Origin of the sequence: Bacillus cereus group sp. Sample62, from assembly GCF_036851315.1 — a bacterium.
GTDB classification, from domain to species: domain Bacteria; phylum Bacillota; class Bacilli; order Bacillales; family Bacillaceae_G; genus Bacillus_A; species Bacillus_A wiedmannii.
In genome coordinates this window covers 1,664,382-1,675,928 of the sequence record NZ_JAFLPK010000001.1, presented here as the reverse complement: position 1 = coordinate 1,675,928, position 11,547 = coordinate 1,664,382, and the positions used below count along the sequence as shown (strand labels likewise).

The following is an 11,547-nucleotide window of genomic DNA, read 5'->3' as shown; positions in this document are numbered from 1 at the left end:
TTTTTTGCAAAGATAATAATGATGGGAGGAATATAAATGAATATACAACGCGCAAAAGAGCTTTCCGAGTCATCTGAAGAAGCCAATGTCAGTTTTCAAGGCATGCCTGTTATGATTCAACACGTCGATGAAAGCAACGAAACCGCCCGCATATATGAAGTAACAAATCCAAAACGCGAATTAACTGTTCCAGTTAATAGCTTAGAGGAAATATAAAAAATGCCACTTCGATTTTGAAGTGGCATTTTTCTTCCTTTAGATTACTTATTATAAATTTCTTCTATCTTCTATTTTACAGGAGCTGAAAAAATAAGAATTTTCTACTTCTTTTCTTTTTATGACCTGCTAAAATACAAACTATGGATTAATTATTCACACTATACATTAAGGGGGAAAAATAATGGCATCTAATTTAGAAAAAAACAAGTCTTATTATGCAGTTATATTTACTTCTAATTTATCAAATGATACGACAGATTATAGTAGCGTTGCCGACAAAATGGAGGAACTTGCAAAGCAGCAACCTGGATTTTTAGGTGTGGAAAGTGCACGAGATCATTCAGGACTCGGAATTACAATTTCTTATTGGGAATCACTTGAGGCAATTGAAAATTGGAAACAAAACGCCTTACATAAAGAAGCGAAAAAAAGAGGCCGCGAGCAATGGTATGAAAACTTCCACCTGCGCATCTGCCTTGTTGAGAAAGACTTTAAGTTTCATAGAGGTACATTGTAACGATGAAGACAAAATTAGCTCTCGTTGCTGTTCATGAAATATATGGTGTAAACGACCATATGCATCACGTTATCCAACACTTTACTTCATCTCATATAGATGTATTCTGTCCTAATCTTCTACAATCGCAACATGCATTTCATTATAGTGATGAAGAAAAAGCATATCATTTTTTTATGAATCATATTGGATTTGAGGATGGAAAAAAGCAAATTGAAGAATTCATTACTTGTCTTTCTAATAGTTACACACATATTGGACTGATTGGCTTTAGTGTTGGTGCTACCATCTCATGGCTATGCAGTAACAATCCGAAAATAGATTTTATTATCGGATGTTACGGTTCCCGTATACGTGACTATATTCGTATGAAACCAACATGTGCTACCCTACTTATTTTCCCTGAAAAAGAAGCTAGTTTTTCAGTATCCTCTTTAATTCAAACATTGCAACAACAAAACAATCCTTTACTAGAAATACAACAACTACACGGTGAACATGGATTTCTAAATCCGTACACTGAAAAATATAGCGAGAACTCTACAAAACAGGCATACAATGTAATAGATTCATTTCTTGTAAGAACAATCTTATAAAGGAGATTCAAATGACGCTTACATTACTCTTACTTAGTTTCATATTCATCGCCTTTATATTTGCGCTAACTAGCATTTTTATAACTATAAAAAAAGGGGAGCTTTTCAAACGCCCCCACTTACAATCTATTATCGTTTGCATTTTATTTTTTACAAATTGGATCTTATATGTAACAACTTTTTATGGTTTACTTCCCGAGAAAGTTAGCGAGTTCATATTCCTGCCCATTTGGTTTTTTCTTTGTATTTTAGGATGTATCGTTTTCTGGCGCGAATGGAGAAACAATCGTGTGTTCTCAATATGTATTGGTTTTCTTTCCTTTATTAGTTTTTTATTTGGGTTATTGTTGTTAGTTCTTTCGAAGATGTAATAGAAAAAGGAAGAAAAGCCAACAATCAACTTTTCTTCCTTCTATGTTTACCTTTAGTTTTTACTGTCACTGATTCACAAGGTGTATAATATATTTGAGGTGTCGCCTTATCAACAAACATCATAAACGTAATGAAGCCGATAATAAAGAAAATAAACAACGTTAACAAAATTGCTCCTATCGTTAAAAGTATCATAACACCACCCCTATATCTTTCATGTTATTACACCTTTCGCTATTATATGAGCGTAATCCTTTTTAGAAAAAGAAACGTAACAAAATAATCACAATCACTCCCGTTAATACTGTACCTAATAAACTACGAGTATATATCGCAACAAGAAATGTTGGGATTGCTGCGATAAGATAATCCCACTGCATCGTCTCATGCATAAATAGCACTTGTGCTAAAAGTGATGCTAATATCGCAATTGGTATGTAATTTAACCATTTTAAACCCCAGTCTGGAATCTGTAGTTTGCTAAATACGAGTAGAGGTAAAATACGTGGCACGAGTGTGACAGCTCCAGCTGCTAGTAAAAGTAATAGTACGTCTAATCTCATTTCCATTTTTCAATCACAACTCCAATCGTCGCAGCTAGTAATGTTGCGATAATAACCGCTATACTATCTGGCATAAATAAGTGTGAAACGTATGCGATTATAATCGCTACAATTGCAACAGTAAGATGAATTGCTAGTTTCGGTTTACTACTGATGAGCTGAAGTACAAATAATCCGATAAACATCGCTGGTAATGCATAATCCATCCCGTACGTATGCGGATCTGGTATCCATTCACCAAACAGCCCGCCAATAATAGTAGCAAGAATCCAATTTAAATACGCTGTTACGTTAAGCCCGATCATCCATCTCTCACCTAAGTATCCTTTTTGCGCTGCATGCTGCACTGCAACGCCGAAAGTTTCATCTGTAATTTGCGAACCGATGATTAAGTTTTTAAATAGAGGAATTTTCGTAAAATACGGCGCAAGCGCTGCACTCATTAATAAATGGCGTAAATTAACAAAAAATACAGTGAAGATAATTGCTGAAGCAGGAGCGCCAGCTGCATACATACCAGCTAATATAAATTGGGCAGAACCTGCATAAATTAAAGTGGACATAAACGCAATTTCAATGATGGAGAAACCCGCTGTTTTTGCAATTACACCAGCTGCTATGCCGATGCTCAAATAACCAAATACAGTTGGTAAACAATCTTTTACTCCTTGCTGAAATGTATCATCGCTCTGCAAAACTACATGTGCCTGAGCTTTACTCATCTCTATCACCCTCCATTCCTTCTAAAGTTCGTTTTCCTGTTACGACATGAACTAAATCTATATTTTCACGCCACAACGTATCTAACTTATCAGCTCCAAATTCCTTCGTGATTTCTTCAACCATAATATCGTGCCGCACATACTCTGTAGCAACGAGAACTAAAGCTGGGTCATACGTTGTAACGGCCCATGACGTGCTATCATTTGAGAAGTTCGCAATTAATACTTCCTCTCCATCACGAGCAATAACAGTTAAATGACCACCCATTCTCTTTTCAACAACGTGGGGCGTCATATAATTATGGTGAAACGTCGCGCCTATTTTTGTATTTGGAGCGCCAAATAAGATTGAAAATATATGTACACCTTCCTCTTCCTTTTGACGAATATATGGCTCAATTTCATGCACTTGATCTTCCCATACAGAAATCCATAACTCTTCCTTTGCTCTACTAATTATATTGCATATTTCTTTTAATACACGATCATTTGAACGAATATGCGAAATTACATCTATTTGTCGCTCTTGCTCTAAACAATTTAATTTCTCGTCTAAAAATTCAAAGGACTTCTCAAAATCTTTTCGCATTCGATTCATTAATTCGGTAGCTGGTACTGGTACATATTTCACAGGTTCTGACGGAACGATATGCACCGCTCCTTTATCCATTAATTTACCGAGCACTTCATAAATCATCGAACGAGGCACCCCTGTTTGTTTACTCACTTCATACCCAGTTACTGGGGAATGTTTTAGTAGGCCAATATACGCTTTACATTCGTACTGGGAAAAACCTAACTTTTGTAATTCCTTTATAATTTCATCCATCGATAACCCCTCACAATCTATATAACTTTCACTTCAAAACGCTGCATGGATATTAGTAGTTATTACTATACCTACTAATATAAAAAAACAGACTCATAAAGTCAATTGATAATTCTGAAATTTAAACTAAAAATAAAAAGCCTTCTTATGAAAGGCTTTTTCTACATACTATTCTACTTATTTTAACTGCAAAGCATTTGATAAGTTCTCCCCCAGATGTTCACGTAAAGTAGAACCCTTATACTCTTCTCTAAATACACCGGCCTTCACGAATAAAGGAATAACTTCACTAAAGAATAGATCTAGTGACTTTGGCGGTCCTCCTGGAATAGCAATAAATCCATCTAACGCTCCTGCCTCAAATCTATCCATAATTTGTTTCGCAACGTCTTGCGCTGTACCAACCGCAACCCAATGAGCCGATCCAACAACTTCTGGTCGTTCTAGTATTTGTTCAAGTATTGGTTCATTTTTAATAATGTAGTTCCGTAATAATTCAGCGTGTGTTTTACTGCGAACAGTTTGATCTCGACTTGGCAGCATCTCTTCCGTAATCTTACTTTCTAGTGGAATTCCTCTAGCATCTAGTCCGAGAACCATTTCAAGTAACGCATATCTCTTTTCTTTTGTGAGATGTTGATGAGCTTGCCTATGCATTTCTAATGCTTCTTCATATGTATCACCGATAAAGAAATATAATCCAGGTAATACGCGTATATCCTCTTGCTTTCGGCCATGCTGTTCGGCTCTTCTTCTTAAATCTTGACGCAGTTCCATTCCTGACTCTACATCTGGCGTTGCAGCAAAAATTGCATCCGCAACAGAAGCAGCAAAATTCCGGCCTGACTCTGAAGCACCCGCTTGAAATAATGGCATTTCCCCTGACATATGCTGCGGAATATTAAGTGGACCTTTCACCTTAAAGTATTCACCATTATGCTCTATTGGCTGTACCATCTCTCTAATAACATCAGGATTATCTACTTTCAATACTTCATTAGGGTGACTACCCCAAAGTTTTCTTACTAACGCTGTACATTCTGCCGCTTTCGCGTATCTCTCTTCAGATGATGGCATTCCTTCCTCACCAAAGTTTTCAGCGCCGTCAATAGATGTAACAATATTCCAACCTACTCGTCCGTTACTAATCCAGTGTAAAGATTGTAATTGCCTCGCTAATATATATGGTGGATAAAACGAAGTTGAAGCCGTCGTAACGACTCCGATTTTTTCTGTTGCGTACGCAATAGCAGTAAATAGTAACGTCGGATCCAAAATGACATTTCCTTTATTACGAGCGATTAAATCTGGGTGCGCCACTAAATAATCTGCCTTGAAAACAAAATCTAACTTCGATTTTTCTGCTCGTTTCGCTAACTCTACTTGTTCATCAACTCCCGAATCAAATATACACTCTTCCTCTTTCTTTCTCGAAATTAAACATAATCCAATGCAAAGTTGATTTTTTGTAGACATATACACCATCCCCTTATTTTTAATTCACTTAGTTAAACAAATGTTGCTATCATTATGAGATTCCATTCTTATGAAAATAGATAAAATGATATTGATAATCATTATCATTTTATGATGTAACTGTAATAAAAGCAATAATAAAAAAAGACTTCCGCTATGGGAAGTCTCTTATCTCAATATTTCATTCGCTTCTTTTTCATAAATTTTATCAAATGAAGTCATAACACGTTGTGACGCTGAAATCATTTTTTGATCTGTCATAAGATCAGCCATCTCTTTTGTCATATCTACATTTGAATTTTCTAGCATATGGTTTTTTACTGTCCCTGTTCCGTTCGGTAAATCAGCAATATTCCCTTCAGCTAGCGCAAAGCTTTTGTTCTCTCTTTGTACGAGACGTGCATTTGCTTCTGCATCTACTGTTTTTGTTTGCAATTGTGCAATTACTACTCTCTTATGATCTGGTTTAAGCTCAGTGCCCTCATTAACTTCTCTATAAATTTCTCCATTATTAGATACGAAGAAATCAACATTTTCTGGAATACGAATACGTTCATTATTTACATCCATAACATAAGCACCAGATGATGTTTGCAGATAACGATCACTATTTAATGTAAAACTACCATCTCTCGTTAAAAATGTTTCATCGTTTTTAGATGTAACGAAAAATGATGATGTGCCGGCCGTACCGTCATCTAAAAAGAAATCTGTAGCACTATTTGTCATTTGTATATTTCCTTGTACTAAGTTCACATGCGTTGCAGCTGGTACTACAGCGTAATCAGTCGAACCGATATTTGTCACACCACCATCTCCGCGGCGATATGTGTCTTGTACATCAAACACTTTAGAAGTCATATTTTCTGCTTTAAATCCTGTCGTTTGAGCATTTGCAACGTTATTCGAATGAACATTAATACGCTGCATGTAATTCATCATACCCATAGAACCTATATAAAGACCGTTCATAATCGTTTGAATAAGGCAGTTGCCTTATCCTTCACCTCTCTTCTATGATGTTTGCAACATTTGTTTCGCTAAATGTTCAGCTGTAGCGATATGTATATGTTGCTTCACGTCTTGTCCGTCTGTCATTAATACGATTGGAGCTGATGATACTGCTGGAATTTTTAATAATTCACCACTACTTGCTGTTTCATCAAATTTCGTAAATACGATACCATCAATATGAATATCTTTAAAATTCGTAATGATTTCAATCATGTCTTTACTTTTCATCGAAGCTGATAACGTTAAACAAATATAATCTGGCTCTACTTGTCCCATCGTTTCAATCATTTCTTCTACTGTTTCTGACGCACGATAATTTTTTCCGGCGGTATCAATTAAAATATAATCGACGCGCGCTTCTTCTTTAAAATACGTAAGCGCTCTTGTCATTGCAGCTTCATCACGTACAGCGATTACTTCAAATCCCATTGTTTTTACGTAATCTTGCAGTTGCTGTACTGTTCCAATGCGCGAATGATCTGTCGTAATAAAACCGACCGTTTTGTTCTTTCCGTGAAACTGCCATGCCATTTTCGCAAGTGTCGTCGTTTTTCCAACTCCAGTTGGACCGATTAATGCAATTGTTTGCACTTCTTTTTCAAAAACGTTTTCCGTGTTGAAATGGGATCTCATATCTTCCAATATATATCCGATCACTTCTTCTTCTGTAATCATCGTTGCATTCTCAAACTTCACTTTTAACTTCTCAGCATATGCATGAATGAAGTATTGTTCTACATCGTTTTGTTCTAGCATACGAATTACCTTTTGAATAATAAAAGGTACAGATTCTTGGTTTTCTTTTTTTACAACCACTTCTTCTTTCTTGACCGGAACAACTTTTTTCACAGCTTTTTGCTTTTTCGTTACTTTCGTTTCTTCCGTCTGTTTCACAACGACGATACCTTTTTCAAACAGCTTTAATAGTTTCTCTTTCTTTCTTGTCCACTCTTCACTATTTCCTGTTTGCATCGCCGCATATGACATAGGAGTCGTCACGTTTTCTAAATTGTGCAGTACCGATTGAATTCCGTTCGCCTTCACAATTTGTTCTGAAGAATCATTTACAACATCCATTAGTTGTTCATGAAATTGAGCTGTGCCTTCATTCACTTCTTCCTGTTTATCCTCTGGAAAAGCAACTAACATTTCATAATTCTTTTTCCAAAAAAACGGGATGTTTCGTTTTACACTTTCATCGACAACGTAATAATAATCTGTACCATATTGGTCAAATAACTTTCGATACAATTCATTTTTCGAAGCTGCTTTTATTCGCATTAACGCTTCTTTCTTTTCTGTACTTTCCATTACTTCACCCCCTACTATTCAATATAGGCAATTTGATCTACAACAATTTCCGGTGCTAATTCACTAATACAAAGTACTTGTGCTTCTACTTGATAACGCTCAAGAAGTCTTACAATCGCAAATCTGAAATCTTTTCTACGCGTTAATAATACTGGTTCTCTTCCCATTAAACGAGCTTGTTTAAAGACACGCTGTACTTGTTCAACAACACGTGTTTCTAAATCTAAATCCCAGTTTAATAAGTAACCTTGGTATGAATTATTTACAACATCCGCATCTAACTCTATTGAATCTGAGAAGAGCGCCGCATAAATTTTACCGTCAGGATTTTTTGCATTTTCACAAATCACTTTTGAAATACATTCACGGACGAATGACGTTACACCGTCTACATGATTTTGATAAATTTCTTTTCCGTCAATAATACCTTCGATAATAGTTGGTAAATCACGAATAGAAATACCCTCTTTTAGCAATTGTTTAATAACATTTTGAACGAGTGATAAGTCAATTTCTTTCTTCTTAATCTCCTCTAGTAAAACGCCGTTATCATTTTCAAGCGAGTTAATTAAGTCTTTTACATGTTGACGCTGAATTAACTCATGAAGATTACGTCTAACGACAACATCTAAATGCGTAATTAATATGCTAAGCGGCTCTAATACTTGATAGCCTTTCATTTGTGCATCTTGTACCATATGCTCTAAAATCCAATATCCATCTTCACCGAAAATTGGATCTTTCGCTGGTTCTGCATCTAAATCGGCCATTACGTTCGGTGTTTTCAGTGCTAATAAGTAACCTGATTTTAAAACACCTTCTGCTGCCTTCGCCCCTTTAATACGAATAATGTAACGTCCGCGTGGTCTAAAACTCGTATTATCTTTAAAGTTAATGCCAGGAACGTTAATACCAAGGTCAGTAATAATCGACTTCCTCATAAGAACAACTTTATCACGAGCTGTTTCCCCGTTAATCTTCTGCTTTACAAGTGCTGCTAAATCTAAACCGAGCTCTACAATAATTGGATATTTATCTGTAAATACTCCGAATGAATCTTCCACTTGTTGCAGTTGCTCATCTTCGCCTTGAATCATTTCTAATTCTTTTTGAAGCTCATCTTCTTTTTCTTTCTTTATTCGGTTTTTATTGCGAATTCCTAAGAAAATAATTGTTCCACCAACGAGTGCGAATGGTAGAAATGGTAGCGGAGTAAAAATACCCATTGCTATAAATAAACCACCAAGCGCATATACAACAACTTCATGTGCTAATAACTCTTTAAAGATACCTTCTGTTACTGTATCCGCTGAACCATCAAATACACGTGTTACGATAATACCAGTTGAAATCGCAAGCATTAACGAACCAATTTGGTTTACAATTCCGTCACCGACAGTTAACTGTGTATAGTGAATAGCTGCGTCAGCAAAGCTCATGCCCTGCTGCATCATGCCGACAATTAAACCGAAAATAATGTTTACGAATAAAATGACAATCCCGAAAATAACGTCCCCTTTAATGAACTTCCCGGCACCATCCATCGCTCCGTAAAACTCTGTTTCCATATTTAACTTTTTTCGTTTTGCCTGTGCATCTTTTTCAGTAATAATACGCTGGTTTAAATCAGCATCGATCGACATTTGTTTCCCCGGTAAAGAATCAAGTGTAAAACGAGCTGCAACTTCAGCTGTACGAGACGCACCGTTTGCAACGATAAACTGGAATATGATTAATACTATGAAAATAACGATACCAATTAATAAGTTCCCGCCAATTACGAACTGACCGAACTCTTCAATAACATGCCCCGCATTTCCGTCTGTCAAAATCGCTCGCGTCGTCGATACGTTAATCGATACGCGGAAAATCCCGATTAATAACAGCATCGTCGGAAATGACTTTAATTCATCCCACTCGTTAATACTTGTTGCTCGCATATAAATAAGCACTGACATACTTAGTAAAAAAACGATAACGATATCAAGTATAAATGGTGGAAGTGGAATTAAGAGCGCCACTACGAATGACGCTGCTAAAAAGATAGAAAAATAGGTTCTTGCAGAATCTATCTTAAACACAAGAGATCTCCTCCAACCGCGCTATTATACTTCAAGTTCATTCGTTTGAATTAAATAGCGCATAACTTCAATTACAGCTACGTATAAATCTTCTGGAATCGTCTCATCTTCCTCGACTTGATAATATAAAGAACGAGCAAGCGGACGGTTTTCCACCATTGGTATTTCTTGTTCACGGGCAAGCGTTCGTATATATAATGCGAGCTCATCTTCCCCTTTTGCAACGACAATTGGCGCCGCATCAAGCTGTTTATTGTAACGAAGTACGACCGAAATATGAGTCGGATTGTTTACAATAAACGTTGCACCATCCATCTTCTTCGCAATTGTCCCTTGCAAGATCGCATGCATAAAGTTTTTTCGTTTCCCCTTTACTTGTGGGTCCCCTTCATTATCTTTATGCTCTCTTTTTACTTCTTCTTTTTTCATCTTAATATCTTGTTCGTACTCCCATTTTTGATAAATAAAATCAATAATAGAAAGAACGATTAATATAATTAAAATAGCTAAAAAGATAAATTTAATTTGCCTAATAATTTCAGAAAGTGACGCAGTCCAGTTAAATCCAATCATACTAACGATCTTCTCTAAATTCTTTTTAAAGAGAACGTAAGCAACGTAACCAATTAACCCCATATAAAATAGTGATTTCAAAATATCTACTAAACTTTTACGACTAAACAATCTCGTAAAATAGTTTTTCGGGTTAATACGCGACGCTTTCGGCTTAATGACTTTAGAAGAAAATAAGAAACCGACTTGAATCATATAATTAAATAAATGAAAAGCGTATACGAGTATTAATATCGGCGCTGATACTTTTAGTAATAAAATACCCATTAAATAAAAATACTCGGTCGAATCTGTATTTTTTCCAATTTGATCAAACAGTACCGCTACAGAATTTGCAATCTCATAGCCGAGCCAATCTCCGAAAAAGTAAACGACAACTGCTAATACAAGTATGGAAAATAAATTATTTAAATCTTTACTCCGGGCAATATTCCCTTCTTCACGCGATTTCTTACGCTTCTGCGGGGTGGCCTTTTCTGTTTTATTATCCTTTGCCATGCGCGTCCCCCTACTTCGTTAAGAAAAAGTTAAATAGTTTTGTATATTCCTCAAGCAATACATCTGTCATATTTTTAAACACATAACCGAGCATCGGTACACTCATCGCAATAAACAAAATACCACATGTAATTTTAATTACGAATGCATTCATAAAAATATTTAATTGCGGAGCGTTTTTTGCGATTAAAATTAAAACAAAGTTAATGATGAACAAACTTCCCATTAGTGGAAGAGCAATTTCAACCGCTGATGTTATGGCAAATAATAACGTTGCGAGTAGACTATCTAAAAAACTAGTCGTCAGCAATTTTGAAATCGCCTCTGTATATTGAAACGACTTTAAAATCGTGGCAACGAAATAATTAATGCCGCCAAGTGAAATAAAAATAATAAGAAAAAATATATCAAAAATGGTTGAAAGTAAAGTAGACTGTGATCCTGCATTTACATCAAACAAACTTGCCTGTGATAAACCGATATCAAAGTCTAAAATATGCCCTGCCATTTTCGGAATGTTCCACAGCATTTCTACAATTTTTGAAAGCGATAATCCAATTACAATTTGCGTACCTGCATAAGCTGCAACATCCCAAGTTGTCTTTATGTGAGAGACATCAACTTGATCAGCCACTGTAATGGAAAGAGCAAGTCCAACTGTAACCTTCGCCATTGCTGGAATGGATCGACCTGAGAAAAACGGTAAAAAATATAAAAATGAAGTAATGCGGCAAAACGCAAAAAACGTCGCCGCCCATAATTCCATATTCATTTCA

At 36.0% G+C, this 11,547-nt stretch carries 14 protein-coding genes; 4 read left to right on the top strand and 10 right to left on the bottom strand.

The window, feature by feature from the left end:
• The first annotated feature begins 36 nt into the window (after positions 1 to 36).
• From J0835_RS08555 to J0835_RS08540, 4 genes are all read left to right on the top strand, one after another.
• On the top strand, positions 37 to 216 hold the full coding sequence (locus J0835_RS08555; protein WP_001025736.1) for an H-type small acid-soluble spore protein: 180 nt from the start codon (positions 37 to 39) through the stop codon (positions 214 to 216).
• A 184-nt stretch (positions 217 to 400) separates the two neighbouring features.
• Positions 401 to 736, top strand: a complete 336-nt coding sequence (locus tag J0835_RS08550) for an antibiotic biosynthesis monooxygenase family protein (RefSeq protein ID WP_087980073.1) — start codon at positions 401 to 403, stop codon at positions 734 to 736.
• 2 nt (positions 737 to 738) lie between these two features.
• Positions 739 to 1,332: a dienelactone hydrolase family protein gene (locus J0835_RS08545; protein ID WP_087980072.1), complete on the top strand. Its 594-nt coding sequence runs from the start codon at positions 739 to 741 to the stop codon at positions 1,330 to 1,332.
• 11 nt (positions 1,333 to 1,343) lie between these two features.
• A complete protein-coding gene (locus J0835_RS08540; RefSeq protein WP_087980071.1) occupies positions 1,344 to 1,703 on the top strand; it encodes a hypothetical protein in 360 nt (119 codons plus the stop codon).
• Between the two features lie 25 nt (positions 1,704 to 1,728).
• Here J0835_RS08540 and J0835_RS08535 read toward each other — a convergent pair whose 3' ends face one another.
• From J0835_RS08535 to J0835_RS08490, 10 genes are all read right to left on the bottom strand, one after another.
• Positions 1,729 to 1,899, bottom strand: coding sequence for a DUF3951 domain-containing protein (locus J0835_RS08535; RefSeq protein WP_000602236.1), 171 nt, complete (start codon positions 1,897 to 1,899; stop codon positions 1,729 to 1,731).
• Between the two features lie 62 nt (positions 1,900 to 1,961).
• Positions 1,962 to 2,273: an AzlD domain-containing protein gene (locus J0835_RS08530; RefSeq protein ID WP_000425949.1), complete on the bottom strand. Its 312-nt coding sequence runs from the start codon at positions 2,271 to 2,273 to the stop codon at positions 1,962 to 1,964.
• Complete coding sequence (locus tag J0835_RS08525) at positions 2,264 to 2,989, bottom strand: AzlC family ABC transporter permease (RefSeq protein WP_087980070.1); 726 nt, start codon at positions 2,987 to 2,989, stop codon at positions 2,264 to 2,266. The genes J0835_RS08530 and J0835_RS08525 overlap by 10 nt, the downstream gene beginning before the upstream one ends.
• Positions 2,982 to 3,818, bottom strand: coding sequence for a TrmB family transcriptional regulator (locus J0835_RS08520; protein ID WP_087980069.1), 837 nt, complete (start codon positions 3,816 to 3,818; stop codon positions 2,982 to 2,984). Before J0835_RS08520 ends, J0835_RS08525 begins: the two co-directional genes overlap by 8 nt.
• A gap of 177 nt (positions 3,819 to 3,995) precedes the next feature.
• Complete coding sequence (locus J0835_RS08515; protein ID WP_087980068.1) at positions 3,996 to 5,294, bottom strand: NtaA/DmoA family FMN-dependent monooxygenase; 1,299 nt, start codon at positions 5,292 to 5,294, stop codon at positions 3,996 to 3,998.
• 168 nt (positions 5,295 to 5,462) lie between these two features.
• Positions 5,463 to 6,266, bottom strand: a complete 804-nt coding sequence (locus J0835_RS08510; protein WP_087980067.1) for a flagellar basal-body rod protein FlgG — start codon at positions 6,264 to 6,266, stop codon at positions 5,463 to 5,465.
• Between the two features lie 42 nt (positions 6,267 to 6,308).
• Positions 6,309 to 7,619, bottom strand: coding sequence for a flagellar biosynthesis protein FlhF (flhF, locus tag J0835_RS08505; RefSeq protein WP_087980066.1), 1,311 nt, complete (start codon positions 7,617 to 7,619; stop codon positions 6,309 to 6,311).
• Between the two features lie 14 nt (positions 7,620 to 7,633).
• A complete protein-coding gene (gene flhA / locus J0835_RS08500) occupies positions 7,634 to 9,700 on the bottom strand; it encodes a flagellar biosynthesis protein FlhA (RefSeq protein WP_000472554.1) in 2,067 nt (688 codons plus the stop codon).
• A 24-nt stretch (positions 9,701 to 9,724) separates the two neighbouring features.
• Positions 9,725 to 10,771 carry a flagellar type III secretion system protein FlhB gene (gene flhB, locus J0835_RS08495; protein WP_048561253.1) on the bottom strand — a complete coding sequence of 349 codons (1,047 nt, stop codon included), beginning with the start codon at positions 10,769 to 10,771 and terminating at the stop codon, positions 9,725 to 9,727.
• 10 nt (positions 10,772 to 10,781) lie between these two features.
• On the bottom strand, positions 10,782 to 11,543 hold the full coding sequence (locus J0835_RS08490; RefSeq protein ID WP_001055715.1) for a flagellar biosynthetic protein FliR: 762 nt from the start codon (positions 11,541 to 11,543) through the stop codon (positions 10,782 to 10,784).
• Positions 11,544 to 11,547: the final 4 nt, after the last annotated feature.

Coding starts and splice junctions, on each gene's coding strand:
- flhB (WP_048561253.1), bottom strand. CDS start 10,771: ATGGCAAAGGATAATAAAACAGAAAAGGCCACCCCGCAGAAGCGTAAG.
- J0835_RS08535 (WP_000602236.1), bottom strand. CDS start 1,899: ATGATACTTTTAACGATAGGAGCAATTTTGTTAACGTTGTTTATTTTC.
- J0835_RS08530 (WP_000425949.1), bottom strand. CDS start 2,273: ATGGAAATGAGATTAGACGTACTATTACTTTTACTAGCAGCTGGAGCT.
- J0835_RS08515 (WP_087980068.1), bottom strand. CDS start 5,294: ATGTCTACAAAAAATCAACTTTGCATTGGATTATGTTTAATTTCGAGA.
- J0835_RS08520 (WP_087980069.1), bottom strand. CDS start 3,818: ATGGATGAAATTATAAAGGAATTACAAAAGTTAGGTTTTTCCCAGTAC.
- J0835_RS08490 (WP_001055715.1), bottom strand. CDS start 11,543: ATGAATATGGAATTATGGGCGGCGACGTTTTTTGCGTTTTGCCGCATT.
- J0835_RS08510 (WP_087980067.1), bottom strand. CDS start 6,266: ATGAACGGTCTTTATATAGGTTCTATGGGTATGATGAATTACATGCAG.
- J0835_RS08545 (WP_087980072.1), top strand. CDS start 739: ATGAAGACAAAATTAGCTCTCGTTGCTGTTCATGAAATATATGGTGTA.
- J0835_RS08555 (WP_001025736.1), top strand. CDS start 37: ATGAATATACAACGCGCAAAAGAGCTTTCCGAGTCATCTGAAGAAGCC.
- J0835_RS08540 (WP_087980071.1), top strand. CDS start 1,344: ATGACGCTTACATTACTCTTACTTAGTTTCATATTCATCGCCTTTATA.
- J0835_RS08525 (WP_087980070.1), bottom strand. CDS start 2,989: ATGAGTAAAGCTCAGGCACATGTAGTTTTGCAGAGCGATGATACATTT.
- flhF (WP_087980066.1), bottom strand. CDS start 7,619: ATGGAAAGTACAGAAAAGAAAGAAGCGTTAATGCGAATAAAAGCAGCT.
- J0835_RS08550 (WP_087980073.1), top strand. CDS start 401: ATGGCATCTAATTTAGAAAAAAACAAGTCTTATTATGCAGTTATATTT.